This window comes from Streptomyces ortus, from assembly GCF_026341275.1.
Lineage (GTDB): Bacteria > Actinomycetota > Actinomycetes > Streptomycetales > Streptomycetaceae > Streptomyces > Streptomyces ortus.
The window spans coordinates 1,836,791-1,857,439 of the sequence record NZ_JAIFZO010000002.1; the positions used below are offsets into that span (position 1 = coordinate 1,836,791).

The following is a 20,649-nucleotide window of genomic DNA, read 5'->3' on the forward strand; positions in this document are numbered from 1 at the left end:
GAGCCCACTGAGCATGTCGAAGATCAAGGCCCGCAAAGGCGCCCCGTTCGCGCGGATCCTCGGTGTGGGCGGCTACCGCCCGGTTCGCGTCGTCCCGAACGAGGTGATCCTCGAACGCATCGACTCGTCCGACGAATGGATCCGTTCGCGCTCCGGCATCGAGAGCCGGCACTGGGCCAACGACGAGGAGACCGTCGCCGCGATGTCGATCGAGGCGTCCGGCAAGGCGATCGCCGACGCCGGGATCAGCGCCGAGCAGATCGGCGCCGTCGTCGTCTCGACCGTCTCCCACTTCAGCCAGACCCCGGCCGTCGCCACCGAGATCGCCGACAAGCTCGGCACGGCGAAGGCCGCGGCCTTCGACATCTCGGCGGGCTGCGCCGGCTTCGGCTACGGACTGACGCTCGCCAAGGGCATGATCGTTGAGGGTTCGGCGGAGTACGTGCTGGTCATCGGCGTCGAGCGGCTGTCCGACCTGACCGACCTGGAGGACCGCGCGACGGCCTTCCTGTTCGGTGACGGCGCGGGCGCGGTCGTCGTGGGCCCCTCCGAGGAGCCGCACATCGGCCCCACCGTCTGGGGTTCCGAGGGCGACAAGTCCAACACCATCAAGCAGACCGTCCCCTGGGACCGTTTCCGGATCGGGGACGTGTCCCAGCTGCCCCTGGACTCCAAGGGCGAGGTCAAGTTTCCCGCGATCACGCAGGAAGGCCAGGCGGTGTTCCGCTGGGCCGTGTTCGAGATGGCCAAGGTCGCCAAGGAGGCGCTGGAAGCCGCCGGACTCACCGCGGACGACTTGGACGTCTTCATTCCCCACCAGGCCAACGAGCGGATCATCGACTCGATGGTGAAGACTCTCAAGCTGCCGGAACACGTCACGGTCGCGCGTGACGTGCGCACCACAGGTAACACTTCGGCCGCCTCGATCCCGCTCGCTATGGAGCGGCTCCTGGCGACCGGCGAGGCGAAGAGCGGCGACACCGCGCTCGTCATCGGCTTCGGGGCGGGTCTCGTGTACGCCGCGACGGTCGTTACCCTCCCCTAGGCACACCGTCCGGAACGTTCCGGACGGTCGTACCGCCACACCCTCTGGATACACAAGAAGGAGCGCCTGACATGGCCGCCACCAAGGAAGAGATCGTCGCCGGTCTCGCCGACATCGTGAACGAGATCGCCGGCATCCCGGTCGAGGACGTCCAGCTGGAGAAGTCCTTCACCGACGACCTCGATGTCGACTCGCTGTCCATGGTCGAGGTCGTCGTCGCCGCCGAAGAGCGCTTCGACGTCAAGATCCCCGACGACGACGTCAAGAACCTCAAGACGGTCGGCGACGCGACCGAGTACATCCTCAAGCACCAGGGCTGAGTCACCTTCACCCCCGGACGCTGCTAGCCCCGCCGCCCGGCGGTGGCGCCGCTGAATCCTCGTATCCGTTGGAGAAAGAATTCCCGTGAGCCCGACCAATCGCACCGTGGTCGTCACCGGTATCGGCGCAACCACACCGCTGGGTGGCGACGCAGCCTCTACCTGGGAGGGCCTGGTCGCCGGACGTTCCGGCGTCCGCCCTCTCGAGCAGGACTGGGCCGCCGACCAGGCGGTCCGCATCGCGGCACAGATCGCCGTGGAGCCGGGCGAGGTCATTCCCCGCCCGCAGGCCCGCCGCCTGGACCGCTCGGCGCAGTTCGCGCTGATCGCGGCCAAGGAGGCGTGGGCCGACGCAGGATTCACCGCCACGGCCGGCGCCGAGGCGGCGGACACCGCCGAGCAGGGCGCGGCTGTCGACCCCGACCGGCTCGGCGCGGTCATCGCCTCCGGCATCGGCGGCGTCACCACCTTGCTCGACCAGTACGACGTGCTGAAGGAGAAGGGCGTACGCCGCGTCTCCCCGCACACCGTTCCCATGCTCATGCCGAACGGCCCCTCGGCCAACGTGGGCCTGTACGTCGGCGCCCGCGCCGGTGTGCACACCCCGGTCTCCGCCTGCGCGTCGGGCGCCGAGGCCATCGGCTACGCCATCGAGATGATCCGTACCGGCCGCGCCGACGTCGTCGTCGCCGGTGGCACGGAGGCGGCCATCCACCCGCTGCCCATCGCCGCGTTCGGCAACATGATGGCGATGTCCAAGAACAACGACGACCCGCAGGGCGCCTCGCGTCCCTACGACATCGGCCGTGACGGCTTCGTCCTGGGCGAGGGCGCCGGCGTCGTGGTCCTGGAGTCGGCCGAGCACGCCGCCAAGCGCGGAGCCCGTGTGTACGCGGAGGCGGTCGGCCAGGGCATCTCCTCCGACGGCCACGACATCGTGCAGCCGGAGCCGGAGGGCCGCGGCATCGCGGCGGCGCTGCAGCACCTGCTCGACAGCACCGACCTGAACCCGGCGGAGATCGTGCACGTCAACGCGCACGCGACCTCCACGCCGGCCGGCGACGTGGCCGAGCTGAAGGCGCTGCGGAAGGTGTTCGGCGACGACGCCGACCACTTCGCCGTGTCCGGTACGAAGTCCATGACCGGGCATCTGCTCGGTGGCGCGGGTGGTGTGGAGTCGGTGGCCACGGTCCTGGCGCTGTACCACCGGATCGCTCCGCCGACCATCAACGTCGAGAACCTCGACCCCGAGGCGGAGGCCACCGCGGACATCGTTCGCGGGGAGGCCCGGAAGTTGCCCGTCGAGGGGCGGATCGCGGCGCTGAACGACTCGTTCGGCTTCGGTGGGCACAACGTGGTGCTTGCGTTCCGCACGGTGTGAGATCGGCCGGCCGTCGGCTTGGTCGTGAGTGAGTGAGTGGCTCGGCTTCTCTTCGAGGGGTCGGGCCACTGGCGTGTCGCGGGGCGGGGCCCAAGTCAAAAGATTGCGCCGTTCCCCGCGCCTCTGAAGGCCACAAGCCAAAGACCGCGCCGCTCCCCGCGCCCCTGAAGGCCACAAGCCACGCGGCCCCTGTGGGGTGGGGTCTGCCGGGGCTAGACCACCTGGTGGAGCCAGCGGACGGGGGCTCCCTCGCCTGCGTAGCGGAAGGGTTCCAGTTCGTCGTCCCACGGCTTGCCCAGGAGTCGGGTGAGTTCGGACTCCAGGTGGGTCTCGCCCTGCTGGGAGCGGGCCAGCGCCGCGCGCAGCCGGTCCTCGGGGATCAGGATGTCGCCGTGGATCCCGGTGACCGCGTGGAAGATGCCCAGGTCCGGGGTGCAGCTGTAGCGCTCGCCCTCGGCGTTGGCGCACGGCTCGGCGGTCACCTCGAAGCGCAGCATCTGCCAGCCGCGCAGCGCCGAGGCGAGCTTGGAGGCCGTACCGGCCTCACCCTTCCAGGAGAACTCTGATCTCCACGTGCCGGGCGAGGCGGGCTGCCGGATCCAGTCGAGGCTGACCCGCGTACCGAGCACGCCCGCGACCGCCCACTCCACGTGCGGGCACAGCGCACGCGGCGCGGAGTGCACGTAGAGAACTCCACGTGTCGTCACTGGCACCTCCGGGCAGAGCGGGCACTTTGCGGCTTGGCGGATCGTTCAGTGGCAGTGCGGCCACCTGGCGAGGCTACCGCGTGGCGGCGCAAGGAGTGTGACGTACCGTCGGTCCAGGCGCCCGGAAACACGGCAGTTTCACCCGGGAGGACGCTCGGAGGCGGACCGCCGTTGCGTGATGAACGAGGGGAACTGGGGATGCGAAAGCGTGGCCACCGTTCGCGGGGCCTGGTCGCGGCCGTCGCCGCGGCTCTTGTCGGCGTCGTGGGACTGACCGGCTGCGACGCGGTGGGCGGCAACTCCCCGGGGCCGAAGGGAACGGACGCGCGGAGTGGTGGGCCGTCGCCGAAGCCCACGCCGGCCTGGGACCGCAGCCCGCGCTCGCTGGCCGCCGTCGGCGACTCGATCACCCGCGGCTTCGACGCCTGTTCGGTGCTGACCGACTGCCCCGAGGTGTCGTGGGCCACCGGCACCGACGCGAAGGTGAAGAGTCTCGCGGTACGGCTCCTGGGGAAGACCGGGGCCTCGCAGCGCAGCTGGAACTACGCGGTGACCGGCTCGCGCATGGCCGACCTGCCCGGCCAGATGGCACAGGCCGCGGCGAAGAAACCCCAGCTGGTCACGGTGATGGCCGGCGCGAACGACGCCTGCCGTTCGTCGGTGTCCGCGATGACGTCGGTCGCGGACTTCCGCAGCCAGTTCGAGGACGCGCTGAGCACGCTGCGGTCCGCTCTGCCGAAGACTCAGGTGTACGTGTCCAGCGTGCCGGACCTGAAGCGGCTGTGGTCACAGGGGCGGACGAATCCGATGGGCAAGCAGATCTGGAAGCTGGGGCTCTGTCCCTCGATGCTCGCCGACGCGGACTCGTTGAGTTCGGCGGCCACGTCGCGGCGGGACCGGGTGCAGGACCGGGTCCAGGCGTACAACACCGTCCTGGAAGAGGTGTGCGCGAAGGACCGGTGGTGCCGGTCCGACGGCGGGGCGGTCTTCGACTACCGGTTCGGGACGACGCAGTTGAGTCACTGGGACTGGTTCCATCCGAGCGTGGACGGGCAGGCGCGGCTCGCGGAGATGGCGTACGGGGTGGTCACGTCCCGTACACCATCTCGGTGACGGCGCGCAAGCGAAGGATCCCGCAGTTCGCCGCGCCCTCAAGAGCAAAGGATTGCGCCGTTCCCCGCGCCCCTCAGAGCTGAAGGCTGTGCGCCGTTCCCCGCCCGTGGAAGCTGGAGGCTAGTGGACGAGGGTGGCCCGCAGCCTGGTGTCCGTGAGGCTGTGGGATGCCTCGATCTCGTAAAGGCCCTTCACCGGTGTCCAGGCGTTGGACTCCTCGTCCCAGACCTCGAACGCCCGGGCCGGGAGGTCGACGGTCGTGCGGACCGACTCCCCCGGGGCGGCCTCGACGTTCGCGAAGCCGGCCAGCCAGCGGGCGGGGCGGTCGGGGGTGGGGTCCGTCGGGGCGAGGTAGAGCTGGACGGTCTCCCGGCCGGTGCGGGTGCCCGTGTTGGTGAGGCGGACCGTGACCGTCGTACCCGTCACCTCGATGCCGTCGTACGTCCAGTCGGTGTAGCCGAGGCCGTGGCCGAAGGGGTACGTCGGGGTGCGGTGCTCCTTCTCCCAGGCCCGGTAGCCGATGAACACGTCCTCGGTGTAGGGGAGCTCACCGTCGGCGGGGGTGACCTCGGTGACGGGGGCGGACTCCAGCGGGCCCCAGGTGGTGGGGAGGCGGCCACCCGGCTCGTGGGCGCCGGTGAGGACGTCCGCGAGGGCCGCGCCGCCCTCCTGGCCCGGGAACCAGCCGAGCAGCACCGCGGCGACCTCGTCGCGCCAGGGCAGTTCCACCGGGGAGCCGGAGTTCACGACCACGACGGTGTTCGGGTTGGCGGCGGCGACCGCGCGGACCAGGTCGTCCTGGCGGCCCGGGAGCCGGAGGTCCTTGCGGTCGAAGCCCTCGGACTCGACGCGCTCGGTCGTGGCGACCACGACGATCGCCGTGTCGGCGGCGCGGGCGGCTTCGACGGCCTCGGCGATCAGCCCGTCGGCGTCACGGACGGGCTCCTGGTGGGCGAGCGTGAAGGTGATGACCCGCATGGGCACGTCGTCGGGGACCACGACTTTGTGGCGCAGGGAGACGTCGTAGGCGCGGCCCGCGGTCAGGTCCACCGTGGCGCGCTCGACGGGGTCGCCGAAGAACGTCACGAACGGGTCGTCCAAATCGGTGCTCTGGACGCCGTCGAAGTACTCCGTGCCGTCGATCGTGAGCGTGAAGGCGCCCAGTCCCTTGATCCCGAACGTGTGCGGGCCGCTCTCGCGCGGGGTGAAGGTGCCGGTCAGTTCGACGCTGTCGAGGCGGTCGTGGGTGACGCCGTCGGGCAGGTCGTTGCCCATCCACTGGAGGTGGCCGCTCGGCGCCGAGCCCGTGCCGAGGACGGCCCCCGCGGTGTCGCGGCAGACCGCGCGCAGCTCGAACCCCTTGTCCGCGGGCGCCAGTTCCTGGCTCGGGTCGGCGCCGACCGCGTACGTCAGCGCGCCCTCGGGCAGGGCGGCGGTGAGGCCGTCGAGCGGGGAGACGGTCCGGGCGGGGAAGACGGTCGCGGAGCCGCCGCCCAGGACGCGGGCGTCACGGGCGGCGGCTCCGAGGAGCGCCACCGAGTGCCCGGCGGCCAGCGGGAGGGCGCCCTCGTTGCGTACGAGGACGAAGGCGCGGCGGGCGATCTCACGGGCCAGGGACTCGCCGTGGATCGTCTCCGGGAGCCCGGACGGGTCGGCGACGACGGGTTCGGCGCCTTCGAGGATGCCGACGCGGGCGGCGAGGCGCAGCACGTTGCGCACGGCCTCGTCGACCTTGGCCTCGTCGGTCTCGCCGGCCCGGACGGCGGCGGCGAGTTTGTCGCCGTACACGGTGACCGGGCCGGGCATGGCGACGTCCAGGCCGCCCTTGATGGCGCCGACGGTGGAGCGGGCCGCCATCCAGTCGGAGACGTTGAAGCCGTCGAAGCCCCATTCGCCTCGCAGGATCTCGTTCACCAGGTAGCGGTGCTCGCTCATCGTGGTGCCGTTGACCGAGTTGTAGGCGGTCATGATGCCCCAGGGGTGGGCGTTGGCGACGATGGCCTCGAAGGGGGCCAGGTACAGCTCGCGCAGGGCGCGCCGCGAGACCACGTTGTCCACGGTGAAGCGGTCGGTCTCGGCGTCGTTGGCGACGAAGTGCTTGACGGTGGTCGCGACCCCGCCCTCCTGCACGCCGGTCACGTACCCCGTGCCGATCCGGCCGGTGAGGTACGGGTCCTCGCTGTACGCCTCGAAGTGCCGGCCGCCGAGCGGCGAGCGGTGCAGGTTTACGGTGGGGGCCAGCAGGACGTGCACGCCCTTGCGGCGGGCCTCCTGGGCGAGGAGACGGCCGGCGCGGCGGGCCAGGGCGGGGTCCCAGGTGGCGGCGAGGGCGGTCGGTGACGGCAGGGCGATGGACGGGTCGTCGGCGGTCCAGCGCACGCCCCGGACGCCGATCGGGCCGTCGGACATGACCAGTGACCTCAGCCCGATCTCGGGCAGCTCGGGCAGGGACCACATGTCCTGTCCGGCGAGCAGCCGAGCCTTCGAGTCCAGGTCGAGGCGGGCGAGAGCCGCCTCGACCACTGCCTCGCGCGCCTGATCGGCCGGGGTGGGCCGCGTTCCCGCCATGGCGGTGCCTCCTCGTTGAGTGCGTTGCGTCGAGCTCGTTGAGTGCGGTGGGTCCGGTCCGGCGCGATGCGTTCCGTCGCACACCGTTCCGTCCCCGCCATCCTGCCCGTGTCACCTGCTGATCGGTAGGTTTCGTTACGTCCGCGTTATATCTATGCCCTGGAAAGCCGCGGGGAGAGCCCTGTCCGTCGTACGGTGACGTCATGACGAGCGGGGCGCCCAGGTCGGCCAGAGGCACGGAACGGCGCGCGGAGATCCTCCGGGCGGCGCTGGAGGTGATCGCCGAGCGCGGCTACCGGGGCGCGAGCCTGGCGGCGGTCGCCGAGCGGGTCGCCCTCACCCCGCAGGGGCTGCTGCACCACTTCCCCACCAAGGAGGCGCTGCTCGTCGCCGTACTGGCGGAGCGCGACCAGTGGGACGCCGTCCCCGGCACCGGGTGGCGGCTCGAACTGCTCGGCCAGCTCGTCGAGTACAACGCCATGCGGCCCGGGATCGTGCAGACCTTCTCGGCGCTGCTCGGCGAGAGCGTCACGGAGGGGCATCCGGCCCGGGAGTTCTTCACCGACCGGTACGAGGCCGTACGCGCGAACATGGCGCAGGTGCTGCGGACCGAGTACGGGGAGCGGCTGCCGAGCGGGCTCACCCCGGAACGGGCCGCCCCCCTGCTCGTCGCGGTGATGGACGGGCTGCAGTACCAGTGGCTGCTCGCGCCGGAGTCGGTGGACATGCCGGCGGCGTTCCGGGACTTCCTCACGCTGCTGGGCGAGGGCTGATCTTCACGGGTCGGGTGGGGCGGGTGGCGCGGGCGGGGCACGCGTTATGGCGTGCGTCCCGTGCGTCGCGCATACTGCCGCCATCCGACGACGTCCCCCCTCTCTCGCACTCCCGACTCGGAAGGACCTGAACCGCCTTGACGCACATACGTGTCCGGATCGGCGCCCTCGGCCTGGCTCTGCTGGCCGGACTCGCCGCACCGCCCGCCCTCGCCGCGGAGAACCCCGCGGCCACGCCCACCGTGGAGGAGCAGCGCCTCGACAAGGCGGCGCCCCAGGAGATCCTCGCCCGGTCCGGATTCGACACGGTGGCACCGGAGTTGGCCCGGGAGCTGGGCAAGGCCCGTTCGTACGCGCAGGCCGAGCGGCTGGTCGAACGGCAGGGTTCGCGGCTGTGGCAGCGGGCGGTGGACCGGGCCCAGGGCCGCGGGCCCGCGGGCGGCGACCTCAGCAGGGACGACGACCGGCCGCTGTACTGGGCCCGGCTCGGTATGACACGCGAAGTGCGGCAGTGGGAGCCGGAGTTCGGGCTCGGCGAGGCCCGGCGCGCGAAGCTGCTGGCCGCGCTGGAGCGGACGTCACGGGGCCAGGACTCCATCCGCTTCCCGCACACCAGGTCGCAGTCGCAGTCGCAGTCGCAGGTCACGTCCGCATCCGGTGGCAAGAAGGTCAAGAAAGTCAAGAAGGTCAAGCGGATCCTGCTGACCGGGTTCGACCCGTTCACGCTGGACCGGGACGTGCGGATCTCCAACCCGTCGGGGGCGACCGCGCTCGCGCTGGACGGCACGGTGATCAGGACGGCGGACGGTCCGGCGCGTATCGAGACGGCCGTCTTCCCGGTCCGCTGGCAGGACTTCGCCGACGGGACCGTGGAGCGGACGCTGCGCCCGCACCTCCCCCACGTCGACCTGTTCACCACGGTCAGCCAGGGCCGGGTGGGCCGTATCGACATCGAGCGCACCAACGGGGCCTGGCGCGGCGGCTTCCCGGACAACGAGAACCTTTCGCGCACCGAGACCGTCCCGGTGACCGACCCGGCCTCGCAGCCGCAGTGGACGACGACGACCCTGCCGTACAAGGCCATCGTCGCGGCGGACACGGGACGCTTCCCCGTGTACGACAACACGTCGGTGACCGAGATCCCGGCGGGCGACACGGAGTCCGTGGTGCGCCCCGAGGGTCCGACCGCGGGCTCGACGGCCCGGGCGGGCGGTGGGGGCAACTACCTGTCCAACGAGATCGCATACCGCGCGACGCTCCTGCGGGACCGGCTCGGGCTCGGCGGCTCGCTGCCCGGCGGTCATGTCCACACGCCGGTACTGGAGTTCGGGGCGGGCAACACGGATCCGGCGAGCGGAACGGTCACCGACGCGCAGTTCGTGCGGAACCGGCTGGACATCATCGCCCAGGTGCGGTCGATCCTGACGGTGGCAGCGGACGCGACCGGCTGACGTCAGTCGGTGAGGGAGCCCGCGGGGGCCGGGGCGTCCTCGTCCTCTTTCTCCTCGCGGGTCTCCTCGCCGAGCAGGTCGCGGGCCATCAGGGTGGCGCCCGCGACCGCGCCGGGCATCAGGAAGACGGCGACGAAGGGGACGAGGAAGGCGATGCCGAGGGGGGTGCCGAAGCCCCAGACCAGCATGCGGCGGGAGCGGAGCATGGTGAGGCGGTCGCGGAGCACGATGTTGCGGCGCTGCAGGGCGACCGCCGTCAGTTCCTCGGTGAGGAAGTAGCCGGTGACGAAGAAGCCGATCACCGGGACGACGGTCTGTCCGACGAACGGGATGAAGCCGAGCGCGAAGAGCAGGACGCCCCAGATCACGGCCCTTGCGACGATGCGGAGGCTGTCGCGGGTCGAGATCAGCAGTTCGCGCCAGAGCGGGAGGTCCGACTCGGGGGCCGTGCCGTCCGGGGACACGTCCCGGTCCACCTTCTCGGAGAGGCTCTCGTAGAAGGGCTGGCCGATGATGAGGGTGGCGGCGGTGAAGGTGACGACGGACAGGAGCAGGGCGAGCGCGAAGAGGACCGCCGTCAGGAAGCCGCGGAAGAGGCCGAGCCAGGGGCTCGACCAGTCGTCGGCGAAGGGGGTGGCCCAGGTGACGAAGTCCGTGCCCCACAGGGCCAGGGCCACCAGGGCCGCGGCGTACAGGACGAGGGTGATGAGGCCGGGGATCAGTCCGAAGCCGAACTGCTTTCCGTGCCTGGCCACCCAGCGCTGGCCGCGCAGCAAGTACCTGAATCCCACGCCAAGATCACGCATGGCTGTACCTTACCGGGCGCGGATCCCGCGCCTGCGGGCCGGTGAAACCGGCCGCGCGGCTCCCCCTCGCCCCCAAAGCCAAAAGATTGCGCAGTTCCCCGCGCCCCTGATGGGGCGCAGCCCCTCTTAGGGGCGCGGGGAACGGCGCAGTCTTTTGCTTTTAGGGGGACGCGGGGAACTGCGCGGTCACCACCGCCGCCGGACCCGCCGCGGGCGAGACGACCGCCGACACCCGCACCGCCGCGGCCCGCACCGCCCTGCCCGCCCACCCCGCGGAAGCGACAAGCAGCGGCTGGAGCTGTTCGAGGCCGGAGACCACCGCCTCCTCCCCCGCGACCAGCAACGGCCGCCCCGCCCGCAAGCCGGCCGCGGCCACCTCCGTGAGGTCCGCCAGCGGCGGCACCGCCGCACGGACCGCGCCCGCCCCCGCCACCGCGGCCCGTTCCGCCAGCGCCGCCTGCAACGGCAGCAGCGGAGCCAGCGCGGACGTCAACGCGTCCGCGCCGCGCCGCAGTTCGGGCGAGGAGTCCCGCAGCACCTCGGCCGCGGCCCGGATCACCGGCGCGAGCACCAGCAGCGTGCCGGCCGCCACCCCCGCCACCGCGGGCAGCAGCGGCGACGAGGCGTCCACCAGCTCCCCCAGCGCCTCCGCGGCCTCCTCCACCGCCGGCTCCACCGCGTCGAGGAGCGGCAGCAGACTGTCCCCGAGCGCGGTGAGCAGCGCCCGCGCCGGTTCGCCGACCGGGTGGCCGGCGAGCGGCGCCCCGCTCGTCCCCAGCCGCGTCAGCGTGTCCACCATCCGGTAGAAGGCCTCCTGCGCCTGGGGCGACGCGCTCGCCTCGGCGAGTTCGGCGGTCGTCTCGCGCAGCACCCGTAGCGCCTCGGCGCCCGAACCGTCCCTCGGGTCCAGGGTGTTGACGGCGATCCGGGTGAGGTTGCCCGCGGTGTCCAGGAGCTGGCCGGTGATGTCGGACGTGCTGCGCGCGATACGCGCGACGTCGTCCCTGCTGGGGAGCGACGGGATCGTTGCCATGGGCTCTCCTCGCCTCACGCACGCACGCACGCACGCCGCGCACGTGCGCTGCCGGTCGCCGGTCGCCGGTCGCCGGTCATCGGGTGCCGGTCGCCCGGTGCCTGGTGTCGGGTCCGTTTCCAGGATGCCCCCTCCGCCCGGCCGGGGACCCCGCGTCCGCCCCATCGGTTACGCCGACGCCCTCTTGTTGCGGGAGGGACGAGCAGGTAGACCTCCCGTACCGAAGTGACCCCTGTCAGGCCCTCTCCGCGGAGGTACACGTGCGCCTACCGAGACCCGTCCTGATCGTCACGGCCACCGCCACCGCGGCGGCCACGCTCCTGCTCACCCCGAACGGCGCCGTCGCCGACCCGACACCCCGTCCGGGGGCGCCGGTCCGCGAGGGATCCGGCCCCTTCGACGCCGGCGGCGGAGCCGGAGAGGCGGCCAGGGCACCCGGGAGCGCCACCGACCGCGCCCTGACCGCCCCGGTCACCGAACTCACCCCCGACGCCGGAGCCGTACGCGGTTATCCGCGTGAGCAGGTACTCGCCCCGGACCCCCGGAACCCGGCCGACAAGTCCATCAAGCTGGGCCTGACCCCGTACCACGCCATCGCCCCGAAGCTGAACGCACTGCAGCGCCTCGGCGAGCGGGTGAGTGTGGAGGTCGCGGGCCGGTCGGCCGGCGGACACCGGCTGTTCCTGGTCACCGTCACCGCGCCGGAGTCCGACCGGCAGGCGCGCGCCCAGGAGCGTATGCGCGAGCTGATCGAGAACGCGCCCGTCGCCGCCGCCAAGGACCCCGCCGTCAAGCGGGACTACAAGACGCCGGTCTTCTTCAACAACAACATCCACGGCAACGAGTGGGAGGGCACGGACGCCTCCCTCAAGCTGATCGAGAAGCTCGCCACGGCCGAGGACGGCAGCACCCGCGACCTCCTCGCGCACCACCGCGTGTACTTCAACATCACCGCGAACCCGGACGGCCGTATCGCCGGCACCCGAGCGAACGCCAACGGGTTCGACCTGAACCGGGACTTCGTGACCGCCTCGCAGCCCGAGGTGCGGGCCATGCGGCAGATCGCGATCGACAAGCAGCCCGCGCTCATGGTCGACCTGCACGGCTACGTCAACGGCACCCTCATCGAGCCGACGACGCCCCCGCACGGCGAGAACTACGAGTACGACCTCTTCCTGAAGAACACCTACGCCAACGCCCTCGGTATGGAGGCCGCCGTCAACGGCCTCGGCTACACACCGGAGCGGGACGGGGTGGAGCCCGCCCAGATTCCCTTCCGGGACCAGGAGGAGGGCTGGGACGACTGGCCGCCCATCTTCACCCCGCAGTACATGCCCTTCCACGGCACGGTCGCCGCGCACACCGTCGAGTTCCCCATGGCGGTGAACAACGACGAGTACGACGAACTGCCCGTCACCGAGCTGCGCCGCCGCGCGTCGATCAACGTGGCCATCGCGGGCGCGGCGATGCGCGCGAGCCTGGACTACGCGCGCACGCACCGCAGTTCACTGGTCGCCGACCAGATCGAGGTCTTCCGGCGGAGCGTGACGGGCGCCGCCCAGGTCCCGGTCTCGCCGGAGACCGTGCCGGGTGTCCCGGGCATCGGCCCGGAGGACGTCTACACCACCGACTTCCCCCGCGCGTACGTGATTCCGGCGGGCGCGGATGCCCAGCGCTCGGCCCCGGCCGCCGCCCGCCTGGTCGACCACCTGCTCGCCAACGACGTCCGGGTCCGGCAGGCGACACGGGACTTCAGGCTCGGCGGCGCGAACGGCAGGACGTACGCGAAGGGCTCGTACGTCGTCGATCTGCGGCAGCCCAAGCGCGGCATGGCCAATGTGATGCTGGCGGACGGGCGGGACATCAGCGACAAGGTGTCGGTGATGTACGACATCTCCGGCTGGAGCCTCGGCCGCCTGTGGGGCGCGACCGTCGACACCGTACGGACCTCGGAACTCGACGTGCCGGACCGGGCGGTGCACGCCGCCGCGAAGGCCGGGTACGTGGCCCCCGGCGGGACGCGGCAGCCGCGACTGCGGCTGCGCCTCGACGACCCCCGGGAGATCGCGGCGCTCAACTCCCTTCTCGCGGACGGGATTTCGGTGCGGCGGGCGGTCGACGGCAGTGCGATCGTGCCCGCCTCGGCCCGCGGGAAGGCCGCGGTCGCCGCGAGGACGTACGACGTGGCCTTCGACGCGACGAAGGAGAGCGGCGGCGCCCCGCTGCGGCGGGTCCGGGTGGCCGCGGCGGTTACGCCGGGCGAGCTGTTCGCGCTGCGGGAGATGAACTTCGACGTGGTCCCGGTGTCCACGGTCGTCCTGAACGCGGGCTTCGACTGGTCGCGGGCGGACGTCCTGTTCGCGTCCGCCGGGCTGGACGCCGCCGACCTCACCCCGGCCGCGCGCACCGCGCTGAACGCCTTCCTGAGCCGGGAGGGGCTGGTGGGCCGTGGCGCCACCGGGGCGGCTCTCAACACCTCCGCCGGTCTCCTGACGGTCCAGGCGGTGGAGGGCAACCCGGACGCCAACGGCGTGGTACGGCTGGTCAATTCACCCGGTGGCGGGGTGACCGCCGGCGCCCCCGACCACGGTTTCGTCTACGCGCCGGTGTGGTTCACGGGCCTCGGCGCCGGGGTGCGCGTGGAGCAGTCGTACGGGGGCGGGGCCGGCGCGAGTCCACTCGTCTCCGGCCACTGGCGCGCGTTGCAGGACGGCGGCGGCGGACCGGCGCAGGCGGCCGGCCGGGCTTCGGTGGTGAGCGGGCCGCATGCCGTGCTGTTCGGCACGGAGCCGCTCTTCCGCGATCATCCGAAGGGAGAATTCGCGCAGGTGGCACGGGCGTTGCTGACCGTGTCCTGAGAGGACCGGGTACTGGGAACACGGTCGCCGAGAACTGGGACGCGGCACACAGAGATCTGAGGAGAGCACGGATGGCACAGGAGATCCACGGCACCGTCGCCGAAGGCTTCGAGGCGGTGCGCGAGGAGTTCGCGTCCGTCGTCGCAGCCGAACGTCCGGATTACGCGGGACAGTTGGCCGCGTACGTACGGGGGCGGCGGGTCGTCGATCTGTGGACCGGCGCGGACACCGACGGCGACACGCTGTTCGGTGTCTTCTCCTCCACGAAGGGGGCGGCCCACCTGGTGGTCGCCCTGCTCGTACAGGACGGCACGCTGGAACTGGATCGCGAAGTGGCGTACTACTGGCCGGAGTTCGCGGCGGAGGGCAAGTCGGCGGTGACCCTGCGGGAGCTGCTGGCCCACCGGGCGGGGCTGGTCGGTTCGGACGCGGGCTTCACCCTCGACGAACTGGCCGACGACCGGGTGATCGCCGAACGGCTCGCGGGCCAGCGACCGTTCTGGCGGCCGGGCACGGCCTTCGGCTATCACGCGCTGGTGATCGGCGCGCTCACGGGCGAGATCGTCCGGCGGGTCACCGGCCGTACGCTCCAGGAGGTGTACGAGGAGCGGGTCCGCGCGCCGTACGGGCTGGGTTTCCATCTGGGGCTGCCCGAGTCTGAGGAGCACCGGTACCTGTCGGTGCAGCCGATGGCACCGACGCCGCCGGAGCAGGCGCTGCTGGACGCGACACCGAGGGGGCCGCACACGCTGGCCTCGATCGCGTTCAACGAGCATGTGCCGGGAGCCGTGCCGCTGGTGGACTTCCCCAACTCCCGTGCGGTGCGGGCCCTCGGTCAGGCCTCGGCGGGCGGGGTCGCCTCCGCGCGCGGGCTGGCCGGGATGTACGCGGCGGCGGTCGGGGAGGTGAACGGGCGCGCGGCGCTGCTCAAGCCGGACACGGTCGCGGAGGTGGGGCAGATCCACTCCGTGGGGTACGACCTGGTGGCGCGGGCGCACAAGTCGTACGGGCTGGGGTTCCAGGCCACGGCCGACATGTGGCATCCGTTCCTGGGGGCGGGGGCGTTCGGCCACAGCGGGGCGGGCGGGTCGCAGGGGTTCGCGGATCCGCGGAGTGGGCTCGCGTACGGGTACACGCGGCGGCGGATCTCGTTCCCGGGGGGCGCGGCACCGGAGAACCAGCGGCTGGTCCTCGCGATCCACACGGCGCCGGCGCCGGCCTGAGCGCCGGTAAAAAGATTGCGCCGTTCCCCGCGCCCCGGATCAGGGGCGCGGGGAACAGCGCGATCTTTTGGCTCCGGCCGCGTCGGGGTCAGAGCGTGACGATCATCTTGCCCGTGTTGTCGCCCCGCAGGACCCCGAGGAAAGCCTCCAGGTTGTTCTCGATGCCCTCGACAACCGTCTCGCGGTACTTGAGTTCGCCGGAGGCGACCCACGGCCCGACCTCCTGGACGAACTGCGGCTGCAGGTCGTAGTGGTCGCCGACCAGAAGGCCCTGGATCCGGCCGCGCGTCGCGATGAGGCGCGCGAGGTTCTTCGGCCCCGGCGCCGGCTCCGTGTTGTTGTATACGGAGATCATCCCGCAGATGGCGATACGGCCCCGCAGGTTGAGGGAGCCGATCGCGGCCTCCAGGTGGTCACCGCCGACGTTGTCGAAGTAGACGTCGATGCCGTCGGGCGCCGCCTTGCGGAGCTGCTCGCTCACCGGGCCGCTCTTGTAGTTGAAGGCCGCGTCGAAGCCGTACTCCTCCACCAGCAGCTTGACCTTCTCGTCGGAACCGGCCGAGCCGATGACCCGCGAGGCGCCCTTGAGCTTCGCGATCTGGCCGACCTGGCTGCCGACGGCGCCGGCCGCGCCGGACACGAAGACGGAGTCGCCCTCCGTGAAGGAGGCGGTGCGCAGCAGGCCCGCGTACGCGGTGAGGCCGGTCATGCCGAGGACGCCGAGGTACGTGCTCAGGGGCGCGGCCTCGGGGTCCACCTTGACGGCCTGCTTGGCGTCGAAGACGGCGTATTCGCGCCAGCCGAAGCTGTGCAGGACGTGGTCGCCGACGGAGACGCCGTCCGCGTTCGACGCGATGACCTCGCCGACCGCGCCACCCTGCATGACCTTGCCCACCTCGAAGGGGGCGACGTACGACTTCGCGGCGCTCATACGGCCGCGCATGTACGGGTCCACGGAGAGGTGCTTGTTGCGCACCACGATCTGGTCCGGGCCGGGCTGCTTCAGGTCGGCCTCGACCAGCGCGAAGTCCTCGGGCTTCGGGACGCCGACCGGGCGGCTCACGAGGTGCCATTCGCGGTTGGTGGTGGGGAGCTCGGCTGTGTCGGTCATGGAGGGCGCCTTTCCTGGTGCAACGGGTTCCACACATGAGAATGCTTCAGTATGTGAAACAACCATGCTCCTGAATATTTCATGATGTCAAGTAACCGGGTAGCCTGTCGGGCATGGCCGCACAGAAGACTCCCTCGTTCGACCCACTGACCTTCGAGGTCGTCGACCTCATCGGCACGGTCGTGGCCCGCTACCACGAGGAGTACGAGGAGGCGGCGGCCGAGCACGCGCTGACGGGGGCGCAGGCGCGGCTGCTGAGCCTGCTGTCGCTGGAGCCGCTGCCGATGCGGCGGCTGGCGCAGAAGCTCAAGTGCGAGCCGTCGAACGTGACCGGGATCGTGGACCGGCTCGAGGCGCGGGGCCTCGCGGAGCGGCGGCCGGATCCGTCCGACCGCCGGGTCAAGCTGGCCGCGGTGACGGAGGAGGGGCGGGCGGTGGCGCGGAGCCTGCGGTTGTCTCTGCGGTTCGCGCGGGAGCCGTTGGCGGGGCTGTCGCGGGAGGAGCGGGTGTCTCTGCGGGGGCTGCTGCTGCGGATGCTGGAGCCGGGCACGTCGGCGGACTGAGCGGGTCTGCCCGCACTTTTTGCGGGGCACCCCTCAAAGACAAAAGATTGCGCCGTTCCCCGCGCCCCTGATGGGGCGCAGCCCCTCCTAGGGGCGCGGGGAACTGCGCGGCCAGCCCTGGTCGGCCCGCACCTGGTCGTCGGCCGAACCGAAGACCATGTCCCCCACCCTCGCGGCCAGCGGCCCGCGGCCGGCGGTTACGTGCACCACCACAAGAAGCGGTCGCACGGCTCCGTCGGGGTCGGGTCCGGGTCCGGGTCGCCCGTCGTGGGCCCGGGGTCGGGCGTCCCCGGATCCGACGCCCCCGGGTCGGACGGACCGGAGGCGGGCGCGGAGGACGTCGGGCCGGCCGCCGACGACGACGCAGGGCCGGCCGATTCGGTCCCCTCGTCGCCCTCCCCGTCCCCGTCCTTCTCGGACGTGCCGTCCTTGTCCTTCTTGTCCTTGTCCTTGCCCTTGCCCTTGTCGGACTTCTTCGACTCCGAGGCGGAGGGTGAGGCCCCCGGCCCTCCGGACCCGCCTCCCCCGGACGCCGCCGACCCCTCCGCGGCGGCCGAGGCCCTGGCGGACGCCTCGTCCGCGGCCGACGCCTTCGGCTCCGAGGACGGTGCCTCGATACCCAGCTCGGCAAGGCTCAGCCCGCCGGCCGCGAGCAGCAGCCCCGCCGCCACCAGGAGCACCCGCTTACGCCGCCGCCGGTGCAGCGCGGCCTTCCGGTCCCGCCGGTTCGCACGCACCCCCCGGCTCCCGCCGCGCCCGCGCCGGGACCGGCGCCCCGCGCCGCCCTCCGACTCGCCGTCGTCACCCTCGTCCGGCGGGGCGTCACGCCCCTCGGCGCCCTCCTGGTCGTCCTGGGAGGCCGCGTACTCCCGGCACGCTTCGGCCGATGTACCGCACCCCGGGCAAGCGAGGGCGCCATTGAGGTGCCGTTGGCACGGGAGGCAGTAGTCCATGACGCCGGAAGACTAAACTCCGCTCAGGTCACGTTCCCAGGCGCAGCTGTGAAAGTTCTGTGCTGAACTACCCGTTCCGGTGTGCCAGTTGAGGACAGGCCCGACCATTCCCCGCCTTCCTTCGCCATCTCGGCGAAACCGTTCTTCGTTCGACCCATTGACACGTCCACCGCCCAATCCTTACTGTCTGGCCAGCATTTCGAACATGTGACGAAATCTCGAACAGTCGAAACAGATTCGTAAAAGCAGCCGCAGAGCACGACAAGGGGCATTCTCCGTGCGCATCACCGGAATCAGCACACACGTGGTCGGGACGCCATGGCGCAACCTGACCTATGTCCAGGTGCACACCGACGAGGGCATCACCGGGGTCGGTGAGACCCGCATGCTGGGGCACACCGACGCGCTGATCGGCTACCTGCGGGAGGCGCAGACCAATCACATCCTCGGTTCCGACCCCTTCGCCGTCGAAGACCTCGTCCGCCGTATGAAGTACGGCGACTACGGGCGCGCCGGCGAGATCGTCATGTCCGGTATCGCCGTGATCGAGATGGCGTGCTGGGACATCAAGGGCAAGGCCCTGGGCGTGCCCGTGTGGCAGCTGCTCGGCGGCAAGGTCACCGACCGCGTGAAGGCGTACGCGAACGGCTGGTACACCACGGAGCGCACTCCGGAGGCGTACCACAAGGCGGCCAAGGCGGTCGTCGAGCGCGGGTACAAGGCGCTGAAGATCGACCCCTTCGGGACCGGCCACTACGAGCTGGACCACGCGCAGTCCCTCTACTCGGTCTCGCTGATCGAGGCGGTCCGGGACGCGATCGGCCCGGACACCGAGCTGATGCTGGAGATGCACGGCCGCTTCTCGCCCGCCACGGCCGTCCGGCTCGCCCACGAGCTCGCGCCCTTCAAGCCCGCGTGGCTGGAGGAGCCGGTCCCGCCGGAGAACCTGAAGGCGCTGGAGAAGGTGGCGGCGAAGGTCGACATCCCGGTCGCGACCGGTGAGCGCATTCACGACCGCATCGAGTTCCGTGAGCTGTTCGAGAGCCAGGCCGTGGACATCATCCAGCCGGACGTCGGCCACCTCGGCGGCATCTGGGAGACCCGCAAGCTCGCGGCGACCGCCGAGGCCCACTACGTCCTCGTGGCGCCCCACAACGTCGGAGGTCCGGTCCTCACCGCCGCCTCCCTCCAGGTCGGCTTCTCCTCCCCGAACTTCAAGATCCTCGAACACTTCAACGACTTCGCGGACGCGGACATCAAGAAGATCGTGAAGGGGGCCCCGCAGGTCGTGGACGGCTACTTCGAGCTGTCGCACGAGCCGGGTCTGGGCGTCGAGCTGGACACGGACGCGGCGGCGGAGTTCCCGCAGCAGCAGGCGCGCTTCGACCTGTGGGCGGACGGCTGGGAGCAGCGCAAGCCGAAGGGCACGGGCAAGTGACGCCGCCCGGCACCGAGTTGTACCGGGGTCTGTGGCAGGCTGTGCACCGCCGCCGGACGCCGTCAAGGCCGCTGTGGTCGCGCGCCGCGGCGGACCGAAGGGGACACCTCCCCCTCGGGACCCCGACCCGCCCCACCGCCACGGAGCCGTCATGAGCGCCGCATCCCAGGCCGTCGTCATCGAGGGGCCGGGCGAGCTCCGGCTGGTCCCCCACGAGCCCGCCGCGCCCGCCGCCGGTGAGGCCCTGGTACGGGTCCACGCGAGCGGGATCTGCGGCAGTGACCGCGAGGTGTACCAGGGCAACCGCCCCGAGGGGTACGTCCGCTATCCGCTGACGCCGGGCCACGAGTGGTCGGGGACGGTCGAGGCGGTCGGCAGCGGGGTGCCCGGGAGCCTGGTGGGCCGCAAGGTGGTGGGCGAGGGTTTCCGCAACTGCCAGGTCTGCGACCGCTGCCACGAGGGCGAGACGACGTTGTGCACGGCCGGCTACGAGGAGACGGGCTTCACCCGGCCCGGCGCCATGGCCACCACGCTCACGCTGCCCGCCCGCCTGCTGCACGTCCTCGCCGACGACGCCGACCTGACGGCGGCGGCGCTCCTGGAGCCCGCGGCCTGCATCGCGGCGGCGGCGCTGAAGGCGAACGCGCGGCCCGGCGAGCGGGTGGCGGTCGTCGGCACCGGCACGCTCGGCATGTTCGCCGTGCAGTTCCTGAAGGCGGGTTCGCCCTCGGAGCTGCTGGTGGTGGGCACCCGCCCGGACCGCGAGGAGCTGTCGCGCACGTTCGGCGCCAGTGACTTCCGCACCCGGGACCAGGAGCTGCCCGCCGACTTCGACGTGGTGATCGAGACCGCCGGTTCCGCGACTGCCGCGACCACCGCCGCCTCGCTGCTCAGACGCGGCGGCCGGCTGGTGCTCACCGGCATCCCGGCGGCGGGCGCCGAGGGCCTGGACCCCACGGACCTGGTCGTGCGGCAGCTGGAGGTGCACACCGTGTTCGGTGCGCCGCCCCAGGCCTGGGCGCACACGGTACGGGTCTTCGGTGCGGGCCTCCTCGATCCGCTGCCGCTGGTGACGCACGAACTTCCGTTGGACGAGTTCGCCCACGCCATCGAGCTGGTGGGGTCCGGCGATCCGAAGGTGGGCAAGGTGCTCCTGCGCCCCTGAGGACCGGCTCCGGCCGACCCCGATCCGTACGCCGGTGCGGAGACCTGACGCTCCGCACCGGCGTACCTCCACCGATACGAACCATGTCCGACATATCGAACGCGTACCTCGCCAGAGCCCACGCATACTTTGCCAGAGCTA

17 protein-coding genes are annotated in these 20,649 nt (G+C 71.7%); 11 read left to right on the top strand and 6 right to left on the bottom strand.

The window, feature by feature from the left end; all coding sequences use genetic code 11:
• Positions 1 to 13 precede the first annotated feature (13 nt).
• The 3 genes from K3769_RS11445 (at position 14) to K3769_RS11455 (ending at position 2,746) form a co-directional block, all read left to right on the top strand.
• Positions 14 to 1,045: a ketoacyl-ACP synthase III gene (locus K3769_RS11445; protein ID WP_267026329.1), complete on the top strand. Its 1,032-nt coding sequence runs from the start codon at positions 14 to 16 to the stop codon at positions 1,043 to 1,045.
• 71 nt (positions 1,046 to 1,116) lie between these two features.
• Entirely contained in the window at positions 1,117 to 1,365 is a 249-nt protein-coding gene (locus tag K3769_RS11450) for an acyl carrier protein (RefSeq protein WP_267026330.1), read from the top strand.
• An 85-nt stretch (positions 1,366 to 1,450) separates the two neighbouring features.
• Positions 1,451 to 2,746, top strand: coding sequence for a beta-ketoacyl-[acyl-carrier-protein] synthase family protein (locus tag K3769_RS11455; protein WP_267026331.1), 1,296 nt, complete (start codon positions 1,451 to 1,453; stop codon positions 2,744 to 2,746).
• Positions 2,747 to 2,958: 212 nt separating this feature from the next.
• On the opposite strand, the gene K3769_RS11460 is transcribed toward K3769_RS11455, so the two are convergent.
• Positions 2,959 to 3,453 carry a DUF3145 domain-containing protein gene (locus K3769_RS11460; RefSeq protein ID WP_267026332.1) on the bottom strand — a complete coding sequence of 165 codons (495 nt, stop codon included), beginning with the start codon at positions 3,451 to 3,453 and terminating at the stop codon, positions 2,959 to 2,961.
• Between the two features lie 198 nt (positions 3,454 to 3,651).
• Here K3769_RS11460 and K3769_RS11465 point away from each other — a divergent pair, with 198 nt between their 5' ends.
• Positions 3,652 to 4,566 carry an SGNH/GDSL hydrolase family protein gene (locus K3769_RS11465; protein ID WP_267026333.1) on the top strand — a complete coding sequence of 305 codons (915 nt, stop codon included), beginning with the start codon at positions 3,652 to 3,654 and terminating at the stop codon, positions 4,564 to 4,566.
• 120 nt (positions 4,567 to 4,686) lie between these two features.
• Here K3769_RS11465 and K3769_RS11470 read toward each other — a convergent pair whose 3' ends face one another.
• Complete coding sequence (locus K3769_RS11470; RefSeq protein ID WP_267026334.1) at positions 4,687 to 7,134, bottom strand: glycoside hydrolase family 3 protein; 2,448 nt, start codon at positions 7,132 to 7,134, stop codon at positions 4,687 to 4,689.
• A 203-nt stretch (positions 7,135 to 7,337) separates the two neighbouring features.
• Here K3769_RS11470 and K3769_RS11475 point away from each other — a divergent pair, with 203 nt between their 5' ends.
• Both K3769_RS11475 and K3769_RS11480 read left to right on the top strand, forming a co-directional pair.
• Positions 7,338 to 7,907, top strand: a complete 570-nt coding sequence (locus K3769_RS11475) for a TetR/AcrR family transcriptional regulator (RefSeq protein ID WP_267026335.1) — start codon at positions 7,338 to 7,340, stop codon at positions 7,905 to 7,907.
• Positions 7,908 to 8,044: 137 nt separating this feature from the next.
• On the top strand, positions 8,045 to 9,358 hold the full coding sequence (locus K3769_RS11480; RefSeq protein ID WP_267026336.1) for a pyroglutamyl-peptidase I: 1,314 nt from the start codon (positions 8,045 to 8,047) through the stop codon (positions 9,356 to 9,358).
• Positions 9,359 to 9,360: 2 nt separating this feature from the next.
• Here the strand turns inward: K3769_RS11480 and K3769_RS11485 are convergent, their stop codons facing one another.
• The gene (locus K3769_RS11485; protein WP_267026337.1) at positions 9,361 to 10,164 is read right to left on the bottom strand and encodes an EI24 domain-containing protein; all 804 of its coding nucleotides are present in this window, start codon (positions 10,162 to 10,164) and stop codon (positions 9,361 to 9,363) included.
• A 160-nt stretch (positions 10,165 to 10,324) separates the two neighbouring features.
• A complete protein-coding gene (locus K3769_RS11490) occupies positions 10,325 to 11,197 on the bottom strand; it encodes a hypothetical protein (protein ID WP_267026338.1) in 873 nt (290 codons plus the stop codon).
• A 260-nt stretch (positions 11,198 to 11,457) separates the two neighbouring features.
• On the opposite strand from K3769_RS11490, the gene K3769_RS11495 reads away from it, so the two are divergent.
• Both K3769_RS11495 and K3769_RS11500 read left to right on the top strand, forming a co-directional pair.
• On the top strand, positions 11,458 to 14,055 hold the full coding sequence (locus K3769_RS11495) for a M14 family zinc carboxypeptidase (RefSeq protein ID WP_267026339.1): 2,598 nt from the start codon (positions 11,458 to 11,460) through the stop codon (positions 14,053 to 14,055).
• A 71-nt stretch (positions 14,056 to 14,126) separates the two neighbouring features.
• Positions 14,127 to 15,278 carry a serine hydrolase domain-containing protein gene (locus tag K3769_RS11500; RefSeq protein WP_267026340.1) on the top strand — a complete coding sequence of 384 codons (1,152 nt, stop codon included), beginning with the start codon at positions 14,127 to 14,129 and terminating at the stop codon, positions 15,276 to 15,278.
• Between the two features lie 88 nt (positions 15,279 to 15,366).
• On the opposite strand, the gene K3769_RS11505 is transcribed toward K3769_RS11500, so the two are convergent.
• A complete protein-coding gene (locus K3769_RS11505) occupies positions 15,367 to 16,389 on the bottom strand; it encodes an NADP-dependent oxidoreductase (RefSeq protein ID WP_267026341.1) in 1,023 nt (340 codons plus the stop codon).
• A 113-nt stretch (positions 16,390 to 16,502) separates the two neighbouring features.
• Between K3769_RS11505 and K3769_RS11510 the strand changes: the two genes are divergently transcribed.
• Complete coding sequence (locus K3769_RS11510; RefSeq protein WP_267026342.1) at positions 16,503 to 16,952, top strand: MarR family winged helix-turn-helix transcriptional regulator; 450 nt, start codon at positions 16,503 to 16,505, stop codon at positions 16,950 to 16,952.
• Between the two features lie 197 nt (positions 16,953 to 17,149).
• On the opposite strand, the gene K3769_RS11515 is transcribed toward K3769_RS11510, so the two are convergent.
• Positions 17,150 to 17,905 carry an SCO2400 family protein gene (locus tag K3769_RS11515; RefSeq protein ID WP_435369364.1) on the bottom strand — a complete coding sequence of 252 codons (756 nt, stop codon included), beginning with the start codon at positions 17,903 to 17,905 and terminating at the stop codon, positions 17,150 to 17,152.
• A gap of 277 nt (positions 17,906 to 18,182) precedes the next feature.
• Between K3769_RS11515 and K3769_RS11520 the strand changes: the two genes are divergently transcribed.
• Positions 18,183 to 19,343 carry a mandelate racemase/muconate lactonizing enzyme family protein gene (locus tag K3769_RS11520; protein WP_267026344.1) on the top strand — a complete coding sequence of 387 codons (1,161 nt, stop codon included), beginning with the start codon at positions 18,183 to 18,185 and terminating at the stop codon, positions 19,341 to 19,343.
• A 151-nt stretch (positions 19,344 to 19,494) separates the two neighbouring features.
• Positions 19,495 to 20,508: a zinc-dependent alcohol dehydrogenase gene (locus K3769_RS11525; RefSeq protein ID WP_267026345.1), complete on the top strand. Its 1,014-nt coding sequence runs from the start codon at positions 19,495 to 19,497 to the stop codon at positions 20,506 to 20,508.
• Positions 20,509 to 20,649 lie beyond the last annotated feature (141 nt).